At 64.4% G+C, this 23,371-nt stretch carries 17 protein-coding genes and 1 tRNA gene; 15 read left to right on the forward strand and 3 right to left on the reverse strand.

The window, feature by feature from the left end:
• The 10 genes from ACYVB7_RS17220 to rpoC form a co-directional block, all read left to right on the forward strand.
• Nucleotides 1-311: EF-Tu C-terminal domain-related protein (locus ACYVB7_RS17220; protein ID WP_460509724.1), on the forward strand; the 311-nt coding region annotated here is incomplete at its 5' end.
• A 14-nt stretch (nt 312-325) separates the two neighbouring features.
• Nucleotides 326-401, forward strand: a tRNA-Trp gene (locus tag ACYVB7_RS17225).
• A gap of 111 nt (nt 402-512) precedes the next feature.
• Nucleotides 513-896 carry a preprotein translocase subunit SecE gene (secE, locus tag ACYVB7_RS17230; RefSeq protein ID WP_460509726.1) on the forward strand — a complete coding sequence of 128 codons (384 nt, stop codon included), beginning with the start codon at nt 513-515 and terminating at the stop codon, nt 894-896.
• A complete protein-coding gene (gene nusG, locus ACYVB7_RS17235; RefSeq protein ID WP_460509728.1) occupies nt 896-1,465 on the forward strand; it encodes a transcription termination/antitermination protein NusG in 570 nt (189 codons plus the stop codon). Before secE ends, nusG begins: the two co-directional genes overlap by 1 nt.
• 109 nt (nt 1,466-1,574) lie before the next feature.
• On the forward strand, nt 1,575-2,006 hold the full coding sequence (gene rplK, locus ACYVB7_RS17240) for a 50S ribosomal protein L11 (protein WP_460509730.1): 432 nt from the start codon (nt 1,575-1,577) through the stop codon (nt 2,004-2,006).
• Nucleotides 2,007-2,702, forward strand: a complete 696-nt coding sequence (rplA, locus tag ACYVB7_RS17245) for a 50S ribosomal protein L1 (protein ID WP_460509732.1) — start codon at nt 2,007-2,009, stop codon at nt 2,700-2,702.
• 228 nt (nt 2,703-2,930) lie between these two features.
• A complete protein-coding gene (rplJ, locus tag ACYVB7_RS17250; protein WP_460509734.1) occupies nt 2,931-3,431 on the forward strand; it encodes a 50S ribosomal protein L10 in 501 nt (166 codons plus the stop codon).
• Between the two features lie 40 nt (nt 3,432-3,471).
• Nucleotides 3,472-3,846, forward strand: coding sequence for a ribosomal protein bL12 (gene rplL, locus ACYVB7_RS17255; RefSeq protein ID WP_460509736.1), 375 nt, complete (start codon nt 3,472-3,474; stop codon nt 3,844-3,846).
• Between the two features lie 277 nt (nt 3,847-4,123).
• Nucleotides 4,124-8,236 carry a DNA-directed RNA polymerase subunit beta gene (gene rpoB / locus ACYVB7_RS17260; RefSeq protein WP_460509738.1) on the forward strand — a complete coding sequence of 1,371 codons (4,113 nt, stop codon included), beginning with the start codon at nt 4,124-4,126 and terminating at the stop codon, nt 8,234-8,236.
• Between the two features lie 28 nt (nt 8,237-8,264).
• Nucleotides 8,265-12,479 carry a DNA-directed RNA polymerase subunit beta' gene (rpoC, locus tag ACYVB7_RS17265; RefSeq protein ID WP_460509740.1) on the forward strand — a complete coding sequence of 1,405 codons (4,215 nt, stop codon included), beginning with the start codon at nt 8,265-8,267 and terminating at the stop codon, nt 12,477-12,479.
• Between the two features lie 179 nt (nt 12,480-12,658).
• On the opposite strand, the gene ACYVB7_RS17270 is transcribed toward rpoC, so the two are convergent.
• Entirely contained in the window at nt 12,659-13,270 is a 612-nt protein-coding gene (locus tag ACYVB7_RS17270; protein ID WP_460509742.1) for a DedA family protein, read from the reverse strand.
• A 164-nt stretch (nt 13,271-13,434) separates the two neighbouring features.
• On the opposite strand from ACYVB7_RS17270, the gene alr reads away from it, so the two are divergent.
• The 5 genes from alr (at nt 13,435) to ACYVB7_RS17295 (ending at nt 20,404) form a co-directional block, all read left to right on the forward strand.
• Nucleotides 13,435-14,577: an alanine racemase gene (alr, locus tag ACYVB7_RS17275; protein WP_460509744.1), complete on the forward strand. Its 1,143-nt coding sequence runs from the start codon at nt 13,435-13,437 to the stop codon at nt 14,575-14,577.
• A 62-nt stretch (nt 14,578-14,639) separates the two neighbouring features.
• Nucleotides 14,640-15,758, forward strand: coding sequence for an efflux RND transporter periplasmic adaptor subunit (locus tag ACYVB7_RS17280; RefSeq protein ID WP_460509746.1), 1,119 nt, complete (start codon nt 14,640-14,642; stop codon nt 15,756-15,758).
• A 31-nt stretch (nt 15,759-15,789) separates the two neighbouring features.
• Entirely contained in the window at nt 15,790-19,116 is a 3,327-nt protein-coding gene (locus ACYVB7_RS17285) for an efflux RND transporter permease subunit (protein ID WP_460509748.1), read from the forward strand.
• Between the two features lie 36 nt (nt 19,117-19,152).
• Nucleotides 19,153-19,380: a YgaP family membrane protein gene (locus ACYVB7_RS17290; RefSeq protein ID WP_460509750.1), complete on the forward strand. Its 228-nt coding sequence runs from the start codon at nt 19,153-19,155 to the stop codon at nt 19,378-19,380.
• 10 nt (nt 19,381-19,390) lie between these two features.
• The gene (locus ACYVB7_RS17295) at nt 19,391-20,404 is read left to right on the forward strand and encodes a TDT family transporter (protein ID WP_460509752.1); all 1,014 of its coding nucleotides are present in this window, start codon (nt 19,391-19,393) and stop codon (nt 20,402-20,404) included.
• A 58-nt stretch (nt 20,405-20,462) separates the two neighbouring features.
• On the opposite strand, the gene ACYVB7_RS17300 is transcribed toward ACYVB7_RS17295, so the two are convergent.
• Both ACYVB7_RS17300 and amaB read right to left on the reverse strand, forming a co-directional pair.
• Nucleotides 20,463-21,638, reverse strand: coding sequence for an NAD(P)/FAD-dependent oxidoreductase (locus ACYVB7_RS17300; protein WP_460509754.1), 1,176 nt, complete (start codon nt 21,636-21,638; stop codon nt 20,463-20,465).
• Nucleotides 21,638-23,173 (reverse strand): aldehyde dehydrogenase family protein, encoded by a 1,536-nt coding sequence (amaB, locus tag ACYVB7_RS17305; protein ID WP_460509756.1) that lies wholly within the window; start codon nt 23,171-23,173, stop codon nt 21,638-21,640. Before amaB ends, ACYVB7_RS17300 begins: the two co-directional genes overlap by 1 nt.
• Between the last annotated feature and the right edge of the window lie 198 nt (nt 23,174-23,371).

Consider the following 23,371-nt stretch of genomic DNA (forward strand, 5'->3'; position numbering starts at 1 on the left):
TGCTGTGCAAGCCCGGCTCCATCAAGCCCCACACCCACTTCACCGGTGAGGTGTATGTGCTGAGCAAGGACGAAGGCGGCCGTCACACCCCGTTCTTCAACAACTACCGTCCTCAGTTCTACTTCCGGACCACGGACGTGACCGGCTCCATCGAACTGCCCGAAGGCAAGGAAATGGTGATGCCTGGCGACAACGTGTCGATCACCGTCAAGCTGATCGCCCCCATCGCCATGGAAGAGGGTCTGCGTTTCGCCATCCGTGAAGGTGGCCGTACCGTCGGCGCTGGCGTTGTGGCCAAGATTTTTGCCTGACGGGTTTCAGTTTTAGGGGTATAGCTCAATTGGCAGAGCGCCGGTCTCCAAAACCGGAGGTTGTAGGTTCGATTCCTACTGCCCCTGCCAAACTTTCTCTGAGATAACACCTCAGTTCTTGTTGGTCGGGCCCACCGAAGTTGCAAAACTTCAGGTGGGCTCATGCGTCTGAGTTGTCTCAGATGGTTTGAATCGATAACTATGGCTTCTCCAGAAGTGGAAACCGTGGGCGGCGGGGCTGACAAAGCCAAGGTTGCCGGCTCGCTGGTTTTGGTGCTGGCTGCATTCGTGGTCTATTACTTGCTGTCCAAGCAAGGCGGGCTGGTCCAATGGATCGGCCTGTTGGCGTGTCTGGGTGCGGCGGCTGGGGTGTTTTTCACATCCGACGCCGGCAAACGCCTAGTGGCGTTTGGTCGCGATGCCTACCGCGAGGCGGGCAAGGTGGTCTGGCCGGAACGCAAGGAAGCCATTCAGATGACCATGTACGTGTTCGGCTTTGTGCTGGTCATGGCCATTTTCCTGTGGTTCACCGACAAGACGATCGAATGGGTGTTTTACGACCTGATTCTGGGATGGAGAAAGTGATGTCGGACCAAGCCAATTCGAGTTTTGAGCCCGCTGCTGGCATGCGCTGGTATGTGGTGCACGCCTATTCCGGCATGGAAAAGGCTGTGGAGCGCAACATCCAGGAGCGTGTGGCCAACGCAGGCATGCAGACCAAATTCGGTCGCATCCTGGTGCCCACCGAAGAAGTGGTCGAGATGAAGAACGGGCAGCGCCGGACCACCGAGCGCAAATTCTTCCCTGGCTATGTGCTGGTGGAGATGGTGATGGACGACGAGACTTGGCACCTGGTCAAGCACACCAACAAGGTCACCGGTTTTGTGGGGGGTGCCAAGAATCGCCCTGCGCCCATCTCTGAAGACGACGTGCAAAAGATCATGTCCCAGATGCAGTCCGGGACTGAAAAGCCTCGCCACAAGACGGAGTTCCTCACGGGCGAATACGTCCGCGTCAAGGAAGGTCCGTTCACCGACTTCAACGGCACGGTGGAAGAGGTCAATTACGAAAAGAACAAGCTGCGCGTGTCCGTGACCATCTTTGGTCGTGCCACGCCCGTGGAGCTGGAATTCAATCAGGTCGAAAAGACCTGATGCCTCCGCTGGGCGCGTTCCGACTCCGCGCCTGGATGGATTTTTTCGAGTCGTTACCCCCGGGAAGTCTCGCCGTTGTGTGAGGCGTTAACACCCGCAAGGAGCAAGCATGGCGAAGAAAATCGTCGGCTTCATCAAGCTGCAAGTGCCAGCTGGTAAGGCCAACCCCTCTCCCCCGATCGGTCCGGCGCTGGGTCAGCGCGGTCTGAACATCATGGAGTTCTGCAAGGCGTTCAACGCCCAGACCCAAGGCGTCGAGCCCGGTCTGCCGCTGCCCGTGGTCATCACGGCCTACGCGGACAAGAGCTTCACGTTCATCATCAAGACGCCTCCAGCCACCACGCTGATCAAGAAGGCCATCAAGCTGGACAAGGGCTCTTCGGTGCCCAACAAGGCCAAGGTTGGCAAGATCACCCGCGCTCAGCTGGAAGAAATCGCCAAAACCAAGATGAAGGACATGACGGCTGCCGATCTGGACGCCGCTGTTCGCACGATCGCGGGTTCTGCACGCTCCATGGGCGTGACGGTGGAGGGTGTGTAAATGGCCAAGCTGACCAAGAAACAAAAAGCCTTCCAAGGCAAGGTGGACAGCAACAAGCTGTACCCCATCGCTGATGCCCTGTCCCTCGTCAAGGATTGCGCCACCGCCAAGTTCGACGAGTCCATCGACGTGGCCGTGCAACTGGGCGTGGACGCCAAGAAGTCTGACCAAGTCGTGCGTGGCGCCGTCGTGCTGCCCCATGGCACCGGCAAGACCAAGCGCGTGGCCGTGTTCGCCCAAGGTGCCAAGGCAGAAGAAGCCAAGGCTGCTGGCGCTGACGTGGTGGGCATGGACGACTTGGCTGCTGAAGTCAAGGCAGGCAACATCAACTTCGACGTGGTGATTGCCTCTCCCGACGCGATGCGCGTGGTCGGTACCCTGGGTCAGATCCTGGGTCCCCGTGGCTTGATGCCCAACCCCAAGGTGGGCACCGTGACCCCCGACGTGGCCACCGCTGTCAAGAACGCCAAGGCCGGTCAGGTTCAGTTCCGCGTGGACAAGGCCGGTATCGTGCACGGCACCATCGGTCGTCGTTCGTTCGACACCGAGAAGCTGCAAGGCAACCTGGCTGCGCTGATCGATGCGCTGAACAAGGCCAAGCCTGCCACCAGCAAGGGCGTGTACCTGCGCAAGGTCGCCGTGTCCTCCACCATGGGTGTGGGTGTTCGCGTCGACACGCAAACGGTGGCTGGCTGAGTGTGAATTCAGATCCCAGGCCAATGGCTTGGGGTCTGGTGTGGTGGGCTGACGGGGGTCAAAACCCGTCAGGCCATCCAAGACCGTTGGTGTGCCAGGTGACTGGCACTTAATGAATGCCAACGCAGATGGCGATCCCGCTGAACGTGGTTCTTCCGTGAACAGTTGGTCGCTGCAATGAGGCGCACGGGACGGGTTTTCTGCCCGTGCATTTTGAAGGAGTAGACCTTGAGTCTGAATCGCAGTGAGAAGCAGGCCGTCATCGACGAGGTGACGGCTCTCGCCGCTAAAGCTCAAACGCTGGTGGTGGCGGAATACCGCGGCATCACGGTCGCTGACATGACCAAGTTGCGCGTTGACGCTCGCAGCAAAGGCGTGACCCTGAGTGTGTTGAAAAACACCCTGGCTCGCCGCGCTGTGACGGGCAGCAGCTTCGAAGTCGGTGCCGACATGATGACCGGTCCGCTGATCTACGGCTTTTCCGAAGACGCTGTGGCCGCCGCCAAGGTGGTGGCCGACTTCGCGAAGACCAACGACAAGTTGGTGATTCGTGGTGGCGTGTACTCGGGCAAGACCCTGGACGTCAACGGCGTGAAGCAACTGGCCAACATCCCGACCAAGGAAGTGTTGCTGGCTCAATTGCTGGGCTTGATGCAGTCCCCCATTTCGCGCACCGCGCGTGTGCTGGCTGCTGTGGCAGAGAAAAAAGGCGAAGCGCAAGCGGCCTGAGGCCCTGCGTTGTACCCACCAACTTGTATAGGAAATCAAAATGGCATTCGATAAAGACGCATTTCTGACCGCTCTGGACAGCATGACGGTCATGGAACTCAACGACCTGGTGAAAGCCATCGAAGAGAAGTTCGGTGTGAGCGCTGCCGCCATGGCCGCTCCCGCTGCCGCTGGTGGCGCAGCCGCTCCTGCAGCCGAAGAAAAGACCGACTTCAACGTGGTGCTGACCGAAGCCGGCGCCAACAAGGTGTCCGTCATCAAGGCCGTGCGCGAACTGACCGGCCTGGGCCTGAAGGAAGCCAAGGACCTGGTGGACGGCGCTCCCAAGGTCGTCAAGGAAGGTCTGCCCAAGGCCGACGCCGAAGCCGCCAAGAAGAAGCTGGAAGAAGCCGGCGCCAAGGCCGAACTCAAGTAATTCGGACTGGTTTCCAGGGCTGGAGGTCTCCATGGGGCCTCCAGCCTTTGGTGCTTCTGTCTGGTGCTTTTTGTCCAGAGCGCACCTTTCGATGCATGGCCCCTGCGGTGCATCGAAAAGTGTCTTCTGACCCCGACTGCAGAAGACCGCTTGGTTCGGGCCGCATGCAACGTGCGGCTGTCAGCCATCGGTTGGTAGAGGCCAACCACCGAGCGCAGGGATTCGTCTCCCTTTTAGTCGTTGAAGACACCCATTCATGTCTTTGCCCGGAGAACACATGGCCTACTCATACACCGAACGCAAGCGCATCCGAAAGAGCTTTGGTACCCGAGAAAACGTTCTCGCCATCCCGTACCTGCTGCAAATGCAGAAGGACGCCTACACTGCGTTCCTGCAAGCCGATTTGGCTCCCCGCAAGCGTTCGCCCGAAGGCCTCCAGGCCGCCTTCGAATCGGCTTTCCCCATCGTCTCCCACAACGGTTTTGTGGAGATGAAGTTTGTGGAATACAACCTGGCCAAGCCTGCGTTCGACGTGCGCGAATGCCAGACCCGCGGCCTGACCTTCGCTTCGGCCGTGCGGGCCCGTGTGCAACTGATCATTTACGACCGTGAGTCTTCCACCTCGCAATCCAAGGTGGTCAAGGAAGTGAAAGAGCAAGAGGTCTACATGGGCGAAGTGCCCCTGATGACCGAAAAGGGCTCGTTCATCATCAACGGCACCGAGCGGGTGATCGTGTCCCAGTTGCACCGTTCGCCAGGTGTGTTCTTCGAACACGACAAGGGCAAGACCCACAGCTCGGGCAAGCTGTTGTTCTCGGCACGGATCATTCCCTACCGCGGCTCGTGGCTGGACTTCGAATTCGACCCCAAGGACGTCCTGTTCTTCCGCGTGGACCGTCGCCGCAAGATGCCGGTCACCATCCTGCTCAAGGCCATTGGCCTGACGCCGGAAACCATCCTGGCCAACTTCTTCGTGAACGACCATTTCCGTCTGATGGACAGTGGCGCACAGCTGGAGTTCGTGGCCGAGCGCCTGCGTGGCGAAGTGGCCCGCTTCGACATCACCGACAAGAACGGCAAGGTGGTGGTGGCCAAGGACAAGCGCATCACCGCCCGTCACACCCGTGAACTGGAACAATCCGGTACCACGCACATCAGCGTGCCGGAAGACTTCCTGATTGGCCGAGTGGTCGCCAAGAACATCGTCGATCCCGACACCGGCGAAATCCTGGCCAAAGCCAACGAAGAGCTGACCGAAGCACTGCTGAAGAAGCTGCGCGCCGCTGGCATCCAGGCCCTGTCCTGCATCTACACCAACGAACTGGACCAAGGCGCCTACATCTCCCAGACGCTGCGCATGGACGAAACGGTGGACGAGTTTGCCGCCCGTGTCGCCATCTACCGCATGATGCGCCCTGGCGAGCCCCCCACCGAAGACGCCGTGCAGGCCCTGTTCCAGCGCCTGTTTTACAGCGCCGACACCTACGACCTGTCCCGCGTGGGCCGCATGAAGTTCAACGCCCGCGTGGGCCGCGACGAGTCCACCGGCCCCATGGTGCTGTCCAACGACGACATCCTGGCCGTGGTCAAGATCCTGGTGGATCTGCGCAATGGCCGTGGCGAAGTCGATGACATCGACCACCTGGGCAACCGCCGCGTGCGTTGCGTGGGCGAACTGGCCGAAAACCAATACCGCACCGGTCTGGCCCGCATCGAAAAGGCCGTGAAGGAGCGTCTGGGTCAGGCCGAGCAAGAGCCACTGATGCCGCACGACCTGATCAACTCCAAGCCCATTTCTGCGGCCCTCAAGGAGTTCTTCGGCGCGTCCCAGCTGTCGCAGTTCATGGACCAGACCAACCCGCTGGCCGAAATCACCCACAAGCGCCGTGTGTCCGCCCTGGGCCCGGGTGGTCTGACCCGCGAACGTGCCGGCTTCGAAGTGCGTGACGTGCACGTGACCCACTACGGTCGTGTGTGCCCGATTGAAACGCCGGAAGGCCCGAACATCGGCCTGATCAACTCCCTGGCCTTGTACGCCCGCCTGAACGAGTACGGCTTCATCGAAACCCCGTACCGCCGTGTGGTGGATGGCAAGGTGACCAACCAGATCGATTACCTGTCGGCCATCGAGGAAGGCAAGTACGTCATCGCCCAGGCCAACGCCACGCTGGACGCCGAAGGCCGCCTGACCGGTGACCTGGTCTCTGCCCGTGAAAAGGGCGAATCCGTGCTGGTGGGTGCTGAAACCATCCAGTACATGGATGTGTCGCCCGCACAGATCGTGTCCGTGGCCGCTTCGCTGGTGCCCTTCCTGGAGCACGACGACGCCAACCGCGCACTGATGGGCGCCAACATGTCGCGTCAGGCCGTGCCCACGCTGCGTCCCGAAAAGCCGCTGGTCGGCACGGGCATCGAGCGCGTGGCCGCGGTGGACTCCGGCACCGTGGTGACCGCCAAGCGCGGTGGTGTGGTCGACTACGTTGACGCCACCCGCATCGTGATCCGCGTGAACGACGCCGAAGCGGTGGCTGGTGAAGTGGGTGTGGACATCTACAACCTCATCAAGTACCAGCGTTCCAACCAGAACACCAACATCCACCAGCGCCCCATCGTCAAGAAGGGCGACAAGCTGGCCAAGGGTGACGTGATCGCCGACGGCGCTTCCACCGACCTGGGGGAAATCTCCATCGGTCAGAACATGCTGATCGCGTTCATGCCCTGGAACGGCTACAACTTCGAAGACTCGATCCTGATCAGCGAGCGCGTGGTCGCCGACGACCGCTACACCTCCATCCACATCGAGGAACTGGTGGTCATGGCCCGCGACACCAAGCTGGGCGCGGAAGAAATCACCCGAGACATCCCCAACCTGGCCGAGCAGCAGCTCAACCGCCTGGACGAATCCGGCATCATCTACGTGGGTGCCGAAGTGGTGCCTGGCGACGTGCTGGTGGGCAAGGTCACGCCCAAGGGCGAAACCACCCTGACGCCTGAAGAGAAGCTGCTGCGCGCCATCTTCGGTGAGAAGGCTTCCGACGTGAAGGACACCTCGCTGCGCGTGGACCAGGGCAGCTCCGGCACCGTGATCGACGTGCAGGTCTTCACCCGTGAAGGCATCCAGCGCGACAAGCGCGCCCAGCAGATCATCGACGACGAACTCAAGCGTTTCCGTCTGGACCTGAACGACCAGCTGCGCATCGTGGAAGCCGACGCGTTCGACCGGATCGAGAAGCTGCTGACCGGCAAGGTCGCCAACGGCGGCCCCAAGAAGCTGGCCAAGGGCACCACCATCGACAAGGCCTACCTGGCCGACCTCGAAAAGTACCACTGGTTCGACATCCGCCCCGCGGAAGACGACGTGGCCACGCAGCTGGAGTCCATCAAGAACTCCATGGAGCAGACCCGCCACAGCTTCGACCTGGCTTTTGAAGAAAAGCGCAAGAAGCTCACGCAAGGCGACGAACTGCCTGCGGGCGTGTTGAAGATGGTCAAGGTCTACCTGGCCGTCAAGCGTCGCCTGCAGCCCGGTGACAAGATGGCCGGTCGCCACGGCAACAAGGGTGTGGTGTCCAAGATCACCCCTGTGGAAGACATGCCCCACCTGGCCGACGGCACGCCCGTCGACATCGTGCTGAACCCGCTGGGCGTGCCTTCGCGGATGAACATCGGTCAGGTGCTGGAAGTGCACTTGGGCTGGGCCGGCAAGGGCCTGGGCCAGCGCATCGCCGACATGCTGCAGCGCGAAGCCGCCGTCGCCGAGATCCGTGCCTTCATGGAAAAGATCTACAACGGCACCGGTCGCAAGGAAGAGCTGAGCCAGTTGAACGACACTGAACTGCTCCAGATGGCCAAGGAACTGACGAACGGCGTGCCCTTTGCATCGCCCGTGTTCGACGGTGCTTCCGAGCAGGAAATCATGGACATGCTCAAGCTGGCCTATCCGGACGACGTCGCCAAGGCCAAGGGCCTGACGGCGACCCGCACCCAGGCGCAGCTGTACGACGGCCGCACCGGCGAGGCGTTCGAGCGCACCACCACCGTGGGCTACATGCACTACCTCAAGCTGCACCACTTGGTGGACGACAAGATGCACGCCCGCTCCACCGGCCCGTACTCCCTGGTCACGCAGCAGCCGCTGGGTGGTAAGGCGCAGTTCGGTGGTCAGCGTTTCGGTGAAATGGAAGTGTGGGCCCTGGAAGCGTATGGCGCTTCCTACACCCTGCAGGAAATGCTCACCGTCAAGTCCGACGACGTGCAAGGCCGCACCAAGGTGTACGAAAGCATCGTCAAGGGCGAGCACGCCATCACCGCGGGCATGCCGGAATCCTTCAACGTGCTGGTGAAGGAAATCCGCTCGCTGGGCATCGACATCGAGCTCGACCGCTCTTGATTCGCAGGAAAGAACAAGGATTCAAACCATGAAATCGTTACTCGACCTGTTCAAACAGTTCACGCCCGACGAGCACTTCGACGCCATCAAGATTGGCCTCGCCTCGCCGGAAAAAATCCGTTCCTGGTCTTTCGGCGAAGTCAAGAAGCCCGAAACCATCAACTACCGCACGTTCAAGCCCGAGCGTGACGGTCTGTTTTGCGCCAAGATCTTTGGCCCCATCAAGGACTACGAGTGCCTGTGCGGCAAGTACAAGCGCCTGAAGCACCGTGGGGTGATCTGCGAGAAGTGCGGCGTGGAAGTGACCCAGACCAAGGTGCGCCGCGAGCGCATGGGCCACATCGACCTGGCCGCGCCTTGCGCCCACATCTGGTTCCTGAAGTCCCTGCCCAGCCGTCTGGGCATGGTGCTGGACATGACGCTGCGCGACATCGAACGCGTGCTGTACTTCGAAGCCTATGTGATCGTGGACCCCGGCATGACCCCGCTGAAGAAATTCAGCATCATGTCCGAGGACGACTATGACGCCAAGTGCAAGGAATACGGCTACGACGAGTTCGTGGCCAAGATGGGCGCCGAAGGCATCAAGGAACTGCTGGAAAGCATCGATCTCGACATCGAGATCGAGCGCCTGCGCAACGACCTGACCGGATCCGAACTCAAGGTCAAGAAAAACGCCAAGCGCCTGAAGGTGCTGGAAGCGTTCAAGAAGTCTGGCATCAAGCCCGAGTGGATGGTGATGGACGTGCTGCCCGTGCTGCCGCCCGACCTGCGTCCGCTGGTGCCGCTGGACGGTGGCCGTTTCGCCACCTCCGACCTGAACGACCTGTACCGCCGCGTCATCAACCGCAACAGCCGTCTGCGTCGCCTGCTGGAGCTCAAGGCCCCTGAAATCATCGCCCGCAACGAAAAGCGGATGCTGCAAGAAGCCGTGGACAGCCTGCTGGACAACGGCCGCCGCGGCAAGGCCATGACCGGCGCCAACAAGCGCGCCCTGAAGTCCCTGGCCGACATGATCAAGGGCAAGAGCGGTCGCTTCCGTCAGAACTTGCTGGGCAAGCGGGTGGACTATTCCGGCCGTTCCGTGATCACCGTGGGCCCGACCCTCAAGCTGCACCAGTGCGGCCTGCCCAAGCTGATGGCGCTGGAGCTGTTCAAGCCCTTCATCTTCTCTCGCCTGGAAGCCATGGGCATCGCCACCACCATCAAGGCGGCGAAGAAGGAAGTGGAATCCGGCACCCCCGTGGTGTGGGACATCCTGGAAGAGGTCATCAAAGAGCACCCGGTGCTGCTCAACCGTGCGCCCACGCTGCACCGTTTGGGCATCCAGGCGTTTGAGCCCATCCTGATCGAAGGCAAGGCCATCCAACTGCACCCGCTGGTGTGCTCGGCGTTCAACGCCGACTTCGACGGTGACCAGATGGCCGTTCACGTGCCGCTGTCGGTGGAAGCACAAATGGAAGCCCGCACGCTGATGCTGGCCTCCAACAACGTGTTGTTCCCTGCGTCCGGCGAGCCCTCCATCGTGCCGTCGCAAGACGTGGTGCTGGGCCTGTACTACACCACCCGCGAGAAGATCAACGGCAAGGGCGAAGGCATGATGTTTGCCGACGTGGCCGAGGTCTACCGTGCGCTGGACGCCGGTGTGGTCGAACTGACCGCCCGCGTCAGCGTCCGCCTGACCGAATACGTCAAGGACAAGGCCACCGGTGAGTTCACGCCCGTGACCAAGGTGGTGGAAACCACCGCCGGTCGTGCGCTGCTGTCGGAAATCCTGCCCAAGGGCCTGCCCTTCAGCAACCTGAACAAGGCGCTGAAGAAGAAGGAAATCTCCCGCCTCATCAACACCTCGTTCCGCAAGTGCGGTCTGAAGGAAACCGTGGTGTTCGCCGACAAGCTGCTGCAAAACGGCTTCCGTCTGGCCACCCGCGCCGGCATCTCCATTTGCGTGGACGACATGCTGGTGCCGCAGGAAAAGCACGCCATCATCGAGCGCGCCGAGTCCGAGGTGAAGGAAATCGCCCAGCAGTACGCCTCCGGTCTGGTGACCGCCGGCGAACGCTACAACAAGGTGGTGGACATCTGGGGCAAGGCCGGTGACGAGGTCTCCAAGGTCATGATGGCCCAGCTGGCCAAGCAAAAGACCATCGACCGCGACGGCAAGGAAGTGGACCAGGAGTCGTTCAACTCCATCTACATGATGGCCGACTCTGGCGCGCGGGGTTCCGCCGCCCAGATCCGCCAGCTGGCCGGTATGCGGGGCCTGATGGCCAAGCCTGACGGCTCCATCATCGAGACCCCCATCACGGCCAACTTCCGTGAAGGTCTGAACGTGTTGCAGTACTTCATTTCCACGCACGGTGCGCGGAAAGGTCTGGCCGACACGGCGCTGAAAACCGCCAACTCCGGTTACCTGACCCGCCGTCTGGTGGACGTGACCCAAGACCTGGTGGTCAACGAGGACGACTGCGGCACGAGCAATGGCACGCTGATGCGCGCCATCGTTGAAGGCGGTGAAGTGATCGAAAGCTTGCGCGACCGGATCCTGGGCCGCGTGACCGCTGAAGAAGTGCTGCACCCCGAAACCCGTGCCGTGCTGGTGCCCGCGGGCAGCATGCTGGACGAAGACGCCATTGAAGAACTGGAGGCCGCTGGGGTGGACGAGGTGCGCGTGCGCACCGCGCTGACCTGCGAAACCCGCTTCGGCATCTGCGCCAAGTGCTACGGCCGCGACCTGGGCCGTGGCGGTCTGGTGAACATGGGCGAGGCGGTCGGTGTGATCGCCGCCCAGTCCATCGGTGAACCCGGCACGCAGCTGACCATGCGGACCTTCCACATCGGGGGTGCCGCGTCGCGTGCCGCCATCGCCTCCAGCGTGGAAGCCAAGTCCAACGGTGCCATCGGCTTCAACGCCACCATGCGTTACGTGAGCAACAGCAAGGGCGAGCTGGTGGTGATTGCGCGTTCCGGCGAAATCATCATCCAGGACGACCATGGCCGCGAGCGCGAGCGCCACAAGGTGCCTTACGGTGCCATCCTGACGGTCAAGCCCGACCAGCAGATCAAGGCCGGCACCATCCTGGCCAACTGGGACCCGCTGACCCGACCCATCATCACCGAGTTTGCCGGTCAGGTGAAGTTCGAGAACGTGGAAGAAGGCCTGACGGTCGCCAAGCAGGTGGACGAAGTCACCGGCCTGGCCACGCTGGTGGTCATCGACCCCAAGCGCCGTGGTGCCGCCAAGGTGGTGCGTCCGCAGGTCAAGCTGATCGACGGCCAAGGCAACGAGGTCAAGATCCCTGGCACCGACCACTCGGTGACCATCGGCTTCCAGGTGGGCGCACTGCTGCAGGTGCGTGACGGTCAGGACGTGGGCCCTGGCGAAGTGCTGGCCCGTATCCCGATCGAAGGTCAGAAGACCCGAGACATCACCGGCGGTCTGCCCCGCGTGGCCGAGCTGTTCGAAGCACGCTCGCCCAAGGACAAGGGCATGCTGGCCGAGATGACCGGCACCGTGTCGTTCGGCAAGGAAACCAAGGGCAAGGTGCGCTTGCAGATCACCGACCCGGACGGCAAGGTGTGGGACGAGCTCATCCCCAAGGAAAAGAACATCCTGGTGCACGAAGGCCAGGTGGTCAACAAGGGCGAAAGCATTGTGGACGGCCCGGCCGACCCGCAAGACATCCTGCGCCTGTTGGGCATGGAAGAGCTGGCCCGCTACATCGTGGACGAGGTGCAGGACGTGTACCGACTCCAGGGCGTGAAGATCAACGACAAGCACATCGAGGTGATCGTTCGCCAGATGCTGCGTCGCGTGATCGTCGAGAACCCTGGCGATTCGTCCTACATCGCGGGCGAGCAGATCGAGCGTTCCGAGATCCTCAACACCAACGACGCCCTGCGCGGCGAAGGCAAGGTGCCCGCCACTTACAGCAACGTGCTGTTGGGCATCACCAAGGCCTCGCTGTCCACCGACTCGTTCATCTCCGCGGCGTCCTTCCAGGAAACCACGCGCGTGCTGACCGAAGCGGCCATCATGGGCAAGCGCGACGAGCTGCGTGGCCTGAAGGAAAACGTCATCGTGGGTCGCCTGATCCCTGCCGGTACCGGCATGGCCTACCACGACGCCCGCAAGGTCAAGGAAAAGATGGACGACGAAGAGCGCCGCGCCATTGCCGAGGCCGACGCCGCCCAGCTGGCTGCCGACCAGGCCGCCATGGAGAACGACACCACGGCCGAGTGATTGGCCGATGGCCTGAGCCCTTCAGGAGCGAGAATTGCTCCTGAATGAATAGCCTCCAGCGCTTTCAAATAAAGCGCTGGAGGCTTTTTTCATGGTGAATTTTGGGGCGGGTGGCGGCTGACCGGGCGGTGGGCGACGTTGGCACCCCGAGAGGCCCGGGCCGGTGAGGCGGCGGGAACTCAGGGCTGGCGCTGCTGGCGCTTGCGCCACCAGAGCACGCCCAGCACCAACGCACCCAGGCCCAGCAGCGCAAAGATGCCGTACTGGAAGCGGTGCAGGATCTTGAACATCCAGTCGAAGTTGCGGGCGCCAAAGTAGCCCAGGTACACCCACACCGGCACGCTGATGAGGGCGGCCACGCCGTCCATCAGCAGCCAGGTGCCAAAGCTGACCCGGCGTGACATGCCGGCGGTGAAGAACACCGGGGTGCGCAAGCCGGGCAGGAAACGGGCGACAAACATCACCCAGCGCCCGTACTTGTGGAACGCCTCCTGCGCCGCATGGAAGCGCTCGGGCGTGATGATGCGCTGCACCGGCTTGAGCCCCAGCACCCGTGCGCCGTGAAAGCGCCCGATGGAGAACACCGTGCCGTCGCCGATGATGACGCCGGCCATGCCCACGGCGAACATGGTGTTGACATCGGCATACCCCAGGCCGGCGATCACGCCGCCGGTGACCAGGGTGACGTCTTCCGGGACCGGGATGCCGAAGCCGCAGATGAGCAACATGGTGAACACGGCGATGTAACCGTATTCGGTGAAGATGGGCAGCAGGGCGTTGAAGACTTCCATGTTTTGCGCGTTCCACGCCACCCCATCGGGACCCCCCAATGGACGGCGTTGTGCCCCAGACGCCGGGCGTTGGTGGCCCGCCTTTATATCAGCAAGCGTGCTGACCCCGCCAAGACACTGATGCGCGTTGGTGTCAGAGGGGGGCTCTGGCACACTGCGCGCCCATGCCACGTCCCATCCAAGCCCTCATCCATCCCGAAGCCCTGACCCACAACCTGCAACGCGCCCGCGAGTGCGCCCCCGACGCCCGTGTGTGGGCGGTGGTCAAGGCCAATGCCTATGGCCACGGCATCGAACGCGTGTTCGACGCCCTGCGCGCCGCCGACGGTTTTGCCCTGCTCGACCTGGCCGAGGCCCAGCGCGTCCGCGACCTGGGCTGGCGCGGCCCCATCCTGCTGTTGGAAGGCGTGTTCGAACCCCGCGACCTGGAGCTGTGTTCCCGTTTGAACCTGTGGCACGCCGTGCACTGCGATGAGCAGATCGACTGGCTGGCCGCCCACAAGACGCACGAGCCACACCGTGTGTTCCTGAAGATGAACAGCGGCATGAACCGCCTGGGCTTCAAGCCCGCGGCCTTCCGCGCCGCCTGGGCCCGCCTCAACGCGCTGCCGCAGGTGGACGAAATTTCGCTCATGACCCACTTCTCGGATGCCGATGGCGACCGCCAAGGCCGCAACGGCATTGACCACCAGGTGGCCGCCTTTGTGGGCGCCACGCACGACCTGACCGGCGAGCGCTCGTTGTCCAACAGCGCGGCCACCTTGCGCCACGCGGCCAACGCCGCGGTGCGGGCGGACTGGGTGCGCTCCGGCATCATGACCTACGGCGGTGCGCCGGACCACCCGCAGCACACCGCGGCCCACTGGGGCCTGCAACCGGCCATGAGCCTGCGCTCGCGCCTGCTGGCCACATCCGACATCGACGCGGGCGACACCGTGGGCTACGGCTCCTCCTTCACCGCCACCCGTCCCATGCGCATTGGTGTGGTGGCTTGCGGGTATGCCGATGGTTACCCCCGGCACGCCCGCGGCACGGGTGACGACACCGCCACCCCGGTGCTGGTGGACGGCATCCGCACCCGCCTGGTGGGCCGGGTCAGCATGGACATGCTCACCGTGGACCTGGGCCCGGTGGACGCGGCCCGCCGCCAGCAAGGGCTGCCCCCGGCCCAAATGGGGTCCGAGGTGGTGCTGTGGGGCCGCAGCGCCCAGGGCGCGGTGCTGACGGCGGACGAGGTGGCGCAGTCGGCAGGCACCATTTCCTACGAGCTGATGTGCGCGGTGGCCCCGCGCGTGCCCTTTGCATAACCCCATGCATTGATACCCCATGGGGTATGTTGGTATACTGCGGCCACCTAAGGATGAACCGCATGAAACCGATCACCCCCTCCCTCCTGATCGAGCGTCGCTGGACCCTGGCCGTCACCGGCATCCTGTGGGTGGCCGGTGTGTGGGGCGCGGGCCGTGCGGCAGCCCAGGCCGTGGGCACGTCGGCCAACCCTTCGGTGGCGGTGCCCGTGGCCGTGGTGGGCACCCATGCGGTGGGCCAGGGGCTGGTGCTGGATGGCAGTTTGCAGGCCGTGCGCCAAAGCACCCTGTCGGCCCAGGCCAGCGGACGCATCATGCAGCTCGGCGTGAAGGCGGGCGACCGGGTCAAGGCCGGGCAGGTGCTGGCGGTCATTGACGACCGGGTGTCCCAGGCGGGCGTGAGCCAGGCCCAGGCCCAGGTGGCCCAGGCCGACGCCAACCTCACCAACGCCAAAGCCCAGTTCCAGCGCACCCAGGAGCTGCACGCCAAAGGCTTTGTCAGCAAATCGGCGCTGGATGTGGCCGAGTCGCAGTACAAGGCCGCCGCTGCCGGGGCCAGCGGAGCCCAGGCGGGGCAGACCCAATCCCAGCTGGCGCAAGGCTTCACACGCATCACCGCGCCGTACGACGGCTGGGTGCTGTCCACCCAGGCCGAACCGGGCGACCTGGCCCTGCCCGGCACGCCGGTGCTCACCGTGTACGCGCCGCAACCCATGCGCGCCGTCACGCATGTGCCCGCCTCGCGCCAGGCCCAGGCGCAAGCCGCCAAGACCATCGAAATCCGCCTGCCCGACGGCAGCTGGACCCAACCCGTGGCCCGCACCACGCTGCCCGCGGCGGACCCGGTGTCACAAACCGTGGAGTGGCGCCTGGACCTGGACGCCAACGCCGCCGCCGCGTGGCTGCCCGGTCAGCAGGTGCAGGTGCGGTTTGTGAATGCACAGGCCGACAAACTCACCGTCCCGGCCGAGGCGGTGTTTCGCCGTGGCGAGTTGAGCGCGGTGTACGTGGCCGCGCCGGTGGGCGGTGCCGAGGGCTTTGTGCTGCGCGCCGTGCGCCTGGGCGCCAGCCATGGCAGCGGTGGCCATGAGGTGCTGGCGGGCTTGCGCCCCGGCGAAAAGGTGGCGCTGGACCCGGTGCGCGCCGGGTTGGCGGGGGCGCGTCCGGCCTCCAAGCCCTGAGCATTGCTGCCCCTTGCACAGGACACGCCCCATGAACACCCCCCACACCCCGTCCAACGCCGCAGTGCCTGAAGCGCTGGGCTTTTCTGGCCGCATGGCCCGCCAGTTCCAGGCCAATGCCATCACGCCGCTGCTGGCCCTGGTGGCGATGTTGCTGGGCCTGTTTGCCGTGCTGGTCACGCCGCGGGAGGAAGAGCCGCAGATCAACGTGACCATGGCCAACGTCATCATCCCCTTCCCCGGTGCGTCCAGCACCGACGTGGAAAAGATGGTGGCCGCCCCCGCCGAGCAGGTGCTGGCGCAAATCCATGGCATTGAGCACACGTTTTCGGTGTCGCGCCCTGGCGTGGCGGTGTTGACGGTGCAGTTCCAGGTGGGCGTGCCGCGCACCGAGGCGCTGGTGCGCCTGTACGACGTGCTCAACGCCAACAAGGACTGGCTGCCCCAGGGCCTGGGCGTCATGGACCCCATCGTCAAACCCAAGGGCATTGACGACGTGCCCGTACTCGCCATCACGCTGTGGGGCGCTGAAGGCCAGGCCGCGGTGGACCTGGAGCGGGTGGCCCGAAGCGTGGAGGGTGAGCTCAAGCGGGTGAAAGGCACGCGCGAGGTGCAGACCATTGGCGGCCCGGGCCGGGCCGTGCACGTCTGGCTGGAGCCCGGGCGCTTGCGCGAGCGGGGCATTGCCGTGCAGGCGTTGCAACAGGCGGTGGCCGCGGCCAACCTGGGTCTGCCCTCGGGCACGGTGGCCGATGCCTCCGGCACCGGGCCGGGCCTGCTGACGGTGGAAACCGGCGAATTCCTGCGCAGCGCCGACGAGGTGGGCGACATCGTGGTGGGCGTGAGCCAGGGCCGCCCGGTCTACCTGCGCGAAGTGGCGCGGGTGGAAGAGGGCGCACAGCTGCCCCAACGCATGGCTTGGTTCACACCGGGTGTTGCTTCTGAATTGATAGCTTCTCACGCTTTTTATGAAAGCGCTGGAGGCCAAAAAGACTTAAAAAACACAGGCACGGCATCCGCCCTCCAGGCCGGTCAGGTGTTCCCTGCCGTCACCCTGCAGGTGACCAAGAAGCCCGGCGAAAACGCCGTGGACGTGGCCCGCGCCGTGCGGGCACGGCTGGGCGAGCTGGCCAACACCGTCATCCCCGAGGGGGTGCACGCCTCGGTCACCCGCGACTACGGGCAGACCGCGGCGGAGAAAGCCAACAAGCTGATCCAGAAGCTGGCCTTCGCCACCGCCAGCGTCATCGTGCTGGTGGGCCTGGCGCTGGGGCGGCGCGAGGCGGTCATTGTGGGCGTGGCCGTCATCCTCACGCTCACGGCCACGCTGTTCGCGTCGTGGGCCTGGGGCTTCACGCTCAACCGGGTGAGCCTGTTCGCGCTGATCTTTTCCATCGGCATCCTGGTGGACGACGCCATCGTGGTGGTGGAAAACATCCACCGCCACCGCCAGCTCACGCCCGACGAGCCGCTGAACGTCATCATCCCCCGCGCGGTGGACGAGGTGGGCGGCCCCACCATCCTGGCCACGCTCACGGTGATTGCCGCGCTGCTGCCCATGGCCTTTGTCACCGGGCTGATGGGGCCGTACATGAGCCCCATCCCCATCAACTCCAGCATGGGCATGGCCCTGTCGCTGGCCATTGCCTTCACGGTCACGCCCTGGCTGGCGCTCAAGCTCACCCGCACCGACGGCCATGCCGCCGACCACGGCCCCAGCCGCATCACGCGCACGCTGCAATCGGTCTTCGCCCGGGCGCTCACGCCCTTGCTGGCCAGTGCGGCCAAGCGCTGGCTGCTGCTGGGCGGCATCGTGGCGGCGCTGCTGCTGTCGGTGGGGTTGACGCTCATCCAGGCGGTGGTGCTGAAGATGCTGCCGTTCGACAACAAGAGCGAGTTCCAGGTGGTGGTGGACATGCCCGCGGGCACGCCGCTGGAGGACACCACGGCGGCCCTGCAGGCCATGTCGTCCTACCTGGCCACCGCGCCGGAGGTGGCCGACATCCAGGGCTACGCCGGCACGGCCAGCCCCATCACCTTCAACGGCCTGGTGCGCCAGTACGACCTGCGCGCCGAGGCCGAGGGCGGCGACCTTCAGGTCAACCTGGTGGACAAGCACCACCGCAAGGACAAAAGCCACGCCATTGCCCAGCGCCTGCGCCCCGAGCTGGAGCGCATTGCCCAGGCCCACGGCGCCCGCGTGAAGGTGGTGGAGGTACCGCCCGGGCCGCCGGTGATGTCGCCCATCGTGGCCGAGGTGTATGGCCCCACGCCCGAAGGGCGCGACGTGCTGGCCCGCCGCGTGGCCCAGGCCTTTGCCGCCACGCCCGACATCGTGGGCGTGGACACCAGCCTCAAGGAGCCCGCGCCCCGGGTGTTCCTGCGCGTCAACCGGGTGCGGGCCGAGTCTCTGGGCATCCCGGTGTCGGCCATTTCGCAGACGGTGTACACCGCGTTGTCGGGGGGGGACGTGACCTACCTGCACGACGGTTTCAGCAAGTTGGCCGTGCCCGTGCGCCTGCAGCTGCCGCGCGAATTGCAGGTGGGCCTGGACGCCGTGCTGGCCCTGCCCATGAAGGCGGCCAACGGCAAGATGGTGCCGCTGTCCGAGCTGGTGCGGGTGGAGCGGGGCGTGATCGACATGCCCCGCATGACCAAGGACCTGATGCCCGTGACCTACGTGTTTGGCGACATGGCGGGCCAGCTGGACTCGCCGCTGTACGGCCTGTTCGACATCCGCAGCCGCCTGCGCGGCGCGGCCCTGCCCAACGCGGGTGAGCTGGGTGAGTACTGGATCCGCCAGCCCTCCGACCCCTACCGCCAGTTTGCGCTGAAGTGGGACGGCGAATGGCAGATCACCTACGAGACCTTCCGCGACATGGGCGCGGCCTATGCCGTGGGCCTGGTGCTCATCTACCTGCTGGTGGTGGCGCAGTTCAAGAGCTACCTGACGCCGCTGATCATCATGGCGCCCATTCCGCTGACCCTCATCGGGGTGATGCCGGGCCACGCGCTGCTGGGCGCGCAGTTCACCGCCACCAGCATGATCGGCATGATTGCGCTGGCCGGCATCATCGTGCGCAACTCCATCCTGCTGGTGGACTTCATCGAGCTGGAAACCCGTCGCGGCGTGCCCTTTGCGCAGGCGGTGGTGCAGTCGGCCTCGGTGCGGGCACAGCCCATCGCGCTGACGGCGCTGGCGGCCATGATGGGGGCCTTCTTCATCCTGGACGACCCCATCTTCAACGGCCTGGCCGTGTCGCTGATTTTTGGCATTGCCGTGTCCACGCTGCTCACGCTCATCGTCATCCCGGTGCTGTACTACGCCGTGTACCGGCACCGCCATGCCGCCCCTTGAATCCCCCTTGTTTTTGAATTGATTGGAGAATGTCTCATGACCGTTGAACGCTACATCCGTGTGATTGCCGGCCTGTTCATCATGCTGTCGCTGGCGTTGGGCGTGCAGGCCAGCCCCCTGTTCGTGAGCCCCTGGTTCCTGGCCTTCACCGCCTTTGTGGGGCTGAACCTGTTCCAGTTCGGGCTGACCAATTTCTGTCCGCTGGCCATCATCCTGAAAAAGCTGGGCGTGCCCGAAGGCCGCGCCAGTTGCAGCCAATGCTGAGGACACCCGCATGAGCCCGACGCCATTGAAGTTCCTGATGCCGGGCTGGTTCTCGGTGGTCATGGGCCTGGTCGGCCTGGCCCTGGCCTGGCTGGGGGCGGTGCCGGTGCTGGGCGATTCGGCTTCTGGCGTGGCCTTGGTGTTGGGGGGAGTGGCTGCGGTGGTGGCGGTGGTGCTGCTGGTCTTGTCGGTGTTGCGCTTCAACCGCCACCCCGAGGCCCTGGCCGAAGATTTGCGCCACCCGGTGCGCCACGCCTTTGTGGCGGCCTTGCCGGTGGCCGTGCTGCTGCTGGCCACCTTGGGCACGGCCTTGGGCCTGACCGGGCTGTGGCTGAATGGCTTGTGGTGGCTGGGTTCGCTGGGCCAGCTGTGGGCCACGGTGTGGGTGCTCAAGCGCTGGCTGGTGGCGACGCACGCCACCCCCGGTGGGGCCGCACCGCCGTTCTGGCCGGTGGTGACGCCGGTGTTGCTCATCCCCGTGGTGGGCAATGTCATTGCGCCCCTGGCCGGTGTGCCGTTGGGGCACGGCGTGTGGGCCCTGGCCCAGTTCGGCATTGGCCTGCTGCTGTGGCCGGTGGTGCTGGCCTTGCTGCTGGCACGGCGTGCGGCGGCGGGGCCCCTGCCGGATCGGCTGCTGCCCACCTGGTTCATTCCGGTGGCCCCGCCATCGGTCATCGGGCTGGTGGCGGCGCAGGCAGGCTGGCCGCTGCCCGCCGTGGCCATGTTGTGGGGCATGGCCTTGTTTTTCCTGCTGTGGGCGGGCACGGTGGCCAAGCTGGCGGTGGCGCAGCCGTTTGCGCTGACCTTCTGGGCCCTGTCCTTCCCGCTGGCGGCGTTCAGCAGCCTCACCCTCAGGCTGTCGGTGCTGGCTGCCGTGCCGGGCTTGCAGGTGCTGGGCACCTTGATGCTGGCGCTGACCTCGCTGGTCATCGTCAGCCTGTGCCTGGGCACCTACAAAGGCTTGCGCGACGGCACGCTGCTGGCCCCCGAGCCGGTGGCCGCCATCGTGCCCGCAAACGGTTGAACCCGTTGGTGGTACGCCTGCCGCCGCATGGATGGTCCCCGGGCCGTCAGGGGCGGAGTCAGATCACGTTCTTCTCAAGCAGCGGCTCCTGGTGCGCGATGCGTTCCAAGGACAGCGGCGACAGGTCCAGGCTCCGGTATTGCCCCGTCAGCATCAGCTCGGCCACGCCACGTCCCACCGCGGGGCACTGCTGAAGGCCGTGGCCGGAAAAACCGTTGGCCAACACCAGGTTGTCACACGTGGGGGACAGCCCGACGATGGCGTTGTGGTCGAAGGTGTTCATCTCGTAATAGCCTGCCCAGGCCCCTTGCATGCGCAGTGCCTCGAACGCCGGGATGCGCTCAGCCAAGGTGGGCCACACATGGTCTTCGAACGCGTGGTACTCGGGCTCCAGCGGGGCAAAGTCGGGGTCTTGTTCTTCGGGGGGGGCAAAACCGCAGATGAATCCCTTGCCTTCGGGCCGCAGCCAGATGCCACTGGTGTCGATGAGCAGTGGACAGCCGGGCAGCGTCTCAGGGCATGTCAGGTTGAACACGGTACGGCGCTTGCCAACCACGGGCAGGTCGATGCCGGCCCAAGCTGCAATGGCCGCAGCCCACGGGCCGCCCGCATTCACGGCAAAACGACATGGAAGTCGCTCGCCGCTGCGCAAGCGCACCGCGTTCACATGTTGCACACCGTCGCTGCTCACCACATCCAAGCCCACGGCCTCGTTGGTCAGGTAACGCACGCCCTGGTGTTGTGCCTTTTTCCTGAGCGCCGTCAGCAGCAGGTAGCCATCGAACCAGCCTTCGCCCGACAGACCCAGGGATCCCAGCACCACGTCAGACAGTGCCAGCCAAGGGAAACGCTCGTGCAATTGAGTCGGACTCAGCAGCGCCACGTCGGCACCATGCGATGTTTGACGAGCATGGTTTTCGCGCAAGGTGGCTTCGCCTGCTGCGGTGGCGAGGTACAGGTAGCCCCCCTCGTGCAGACCAATGTCCGGCACTTCGCCCTGAGTCGCCAAGCACGCCCCCACGTTGCGCAAGAAGCCAATGCCATAAGCCGACATCTGGATGTTGATGTCGGTGGAAAACTGCTGGCGGATGGAGCTGGCCGACAGCGCCGATGAGGCGCGTGAGTAGGTGGGGTCGCGCTCGACCACCACCACCGGGCAACCCGGCTGCAGTTGGGTGAGAAAGTACGCGATGGCGCTGCCAATGACGCCGCCGCCGATGATGACGATGGGCATCACACGTCGAACTTCACGCCCTGCGCCAAAGGCAGTGCTGTGGAGTGGTTGATGGTGTTGGTGGCCCGGCGCATGTAGGCTTTCCAGCTGTCGGACCCGGCCTCGCGGCCCCCGCCGGTTTCCTTTTCACCACCAAATGCGCCGCCAATTTCGGCACCGCTGGGGCCGATGTTCACGTTGGCAATGCCGCAGTCGGACCCGGCTGCGGACATGAACAACTCGGCCTCACGCATGTTGAGCGTGAAGATGGATGACGACAAACCCGCGCCCACGGCGTTGTTCATGGCAATGGCCTCTTCCAGCGTTTGGTAGCGCATCACATACAGGATGGGGGCAAAGGTCTCGTGCAGCGCAGGCCCCTCGTGGCGTTGCAGTTCCACCAGGGCGGGGCGCACGTAATAGGCGTCAGCGCCGCCGATGCCTTCCACGCGGTCACCGCCATGCACCGTGGCACCCAGGGCGCGGCTGTGCGCCAACGCCTTTTGCATGCTGTCGTATGCCTGTCGGTCGATCAGGGGGCCTACCAGGGTGCCGGGGGTGCAGGGGTCGCCCACCGGGACATTCGCATACACCTTGGTGAGCTGGGCCACCAGCGAGTCGTGAATGCTGTCATGCACAAACAAGCGGCGCAGGGTGGTGCAGCGCTGGCCTGCCGTGCCCATGGCCGCAAACGCGATGCCTCGCAGCGCCAAATCCAGGTCGGCGGAGGGTGTCACGATGGCCGCATTGTTGCCCCCCAGCTCCAGGATGCCGCGGGCAAAACGTGCCGCCAGACGCGGTCCCACGGCACGGCCCATGGCGGTGGAGCCCGTGGCCGACAGCACGGGCACGCGGGGGTCGTCCACCAGCACCTCGCCCACGTCGCGTTGGCCGATGATCAACTCCAGCAGGCCCTCGGGGGCGTCTGACCCGAACCGTGCAATGGCCCGCTGCGCAATGGCGTGTGTGGCCAGGGCCGTGAGGGGGGTCTTTTCCGAGGGCTTCCACACCACGGGATCGCCACACACCAATGCCAGGGCTGCGTTCCAGGACCACACGGCCACCGGGAAGTTGAAGGCCGAGATCACGCCGCACACGCCCAGCGGGTGCCACGTTTCCATCATGCGGTGGCCCGGGCGTTCGGTGGCAATCGTCAAGCCGTACAGCTGGCGCGAGAGCCCGACCGCGAAGTCGCAGATGTCGATCATCTCCTGCACTTCGCCCAGACCTTCAGAGAGGATTTTTCCGGCCTCGAGGGTGACAAGGCGGGCCAGGTCGGTCTTGGCGGCTCGCAATTCCTCGCCCAGCAAACGCACCAGCTCACCGCGGCGCGGTGCGGGGACGTTGCGCCACGCCTGGAACGCCGCATGGGCGCGGCCAATGGCCGCAGTGGCCTCGCTGTGAGGGGTTTGTGGCACCGCGGCAATCGGCTCGCCCGTGATGGGGGAGCAAACGGACAGGGTGCCCCCTGTGTAAGCCGTTTGGGGCACGCCCAAGCGTTGCAACAGAGGATCGATTTCGGCCACCAAAGAGGCGGCGGCTGGGAAGGATGACATGGGAAAAGGCCGAAAGGCGCGCAGCAGAAAAGTTGCAACTATCAATGAAACCCAATGGCCCGGATAGCAAAAAAATGGAAGGAGTTCATGATTTAATGGAATGATGAAGGGGCGGCAATCAGTAGCAGCTTGCGCTTTACATGAAAGCGCGAAGTCCCATATCGAGTGTTGATTTTTGGGTGCTAGTCATTCCTGCAT

It is taken from the genome of Hydrogenophaga soli (genome assembly GCF_054777695.1).

What these genes read in the sequence shown, in the direction of transcription:
- secE (WP_460509726.1), top strand. Translation starts at nt 513, where the DNA reads ATGGCTTCTCCAGAAGTGGAAACCGTGGGCGGCGGGGCTGACAAAGCC.
- nusG (WP_460509728.1), top strand. Translation starts at nt 896, where the DNA reads ATGTCGGACCAAGCCAATTCGAGTTTTGAGCCCGCTGCTGGCATGCGC.
- rplK (WP_460509730.1), top strand. Translation starts at nt 1,575, where the DNA reads ATGGCGAAGAAAATCGTCGGCTTCATCAAGCTGCAAGTGCCAGCTGGT.
- rplA (WP_460509732.1), top strand. Translation starts at nt 2,007, where the DNA reads ATGGCCAAGCTGACCAAGAAACAAAAAGCCTTCCAAGGCAAGGTGGAC.
- rplL (WP_460509736.1), top strand. Translation starts at nt 3,472, where the DNA reads ATGGCATTCGATAAAGACGCATTTCTGACCGCTCTGGACAGCATGACG.
- rpoB (WP_460509738.1), top strand. Translation starts at nt 4,124, where the DNA reads ATGGCCTACTCATACACCGAACGCAAGCGCATCCGAAAGAGCTTTGGT.
- rpoC (WP_460509740.1), top strand. Translation starts at nt 8,265, where the DNA reads ATGAAATCGTTACTCGACCTGTTCAAACAGTTCACGCCCGACGAGCAC.
- ACYVB7_RS17270 (WP_460509742.1), bottom strand. Translation starts at nt 13,270, where the DNA reads ATGGAAGTCTTCAACGCCCTGCTGCCCATCTTCACCGAATACGGTTAC.
- alr (WP_460509744.1), top strand. Translation starts at nt 13,435, where the DNA reads ATGCCACGTCCCATCCAAGCCCTCATCCATCCCGAAGCCCTGACCCAC.
- ACYVB7_RS17280 (WP_460509746.1), top strand. Translation starts at nt 14,640, where the DNA reads ATGAAACCGATCACCCCCTCCCTCCTGATCGAGCGTCGCTGGACCCTG.
- ACYVB7_RS17285 (WP_460509748.1), top strand. Translation starts at nt 15,790, where the DNA reads ATGAACACCCCCCACACCCCGTCCAACGCCGCAGTGCCTGAAGCGCTG.
- ACYVB7_RS17290 (WP_460509750.1), top strand. Translation starts at nt 19,153, where the DNA reads ATGACCGTTGAACGCTACATCCGTGTGATTGCCGGCCTGTTCATCATG.
- ACYVB7_RS17295 (WP_460509752.1), top strand. Translation starts at nt 19,391, where the DNA reads ATGAGCCCGACGCCATTGAAGTTCCTGATGCCGGGCTGGTTCTCGGTG.
- ACYVB7_RS17300 (WP_460509754.1), bottom strand. Translation starts at nt 21,638, where the DNA reads ATGCCCATCGTCATCATCGGCGGCGGCGTCATTGGCAGCGCCATCGCG.
- amaB (WP_460509756.1), bottom strand. Translation starts at nt 23,173, where the DNA reads ATGTCATCCTTCCCAGCCGCCGCCTCTTTGGTGGCCGAAATCGATCCT.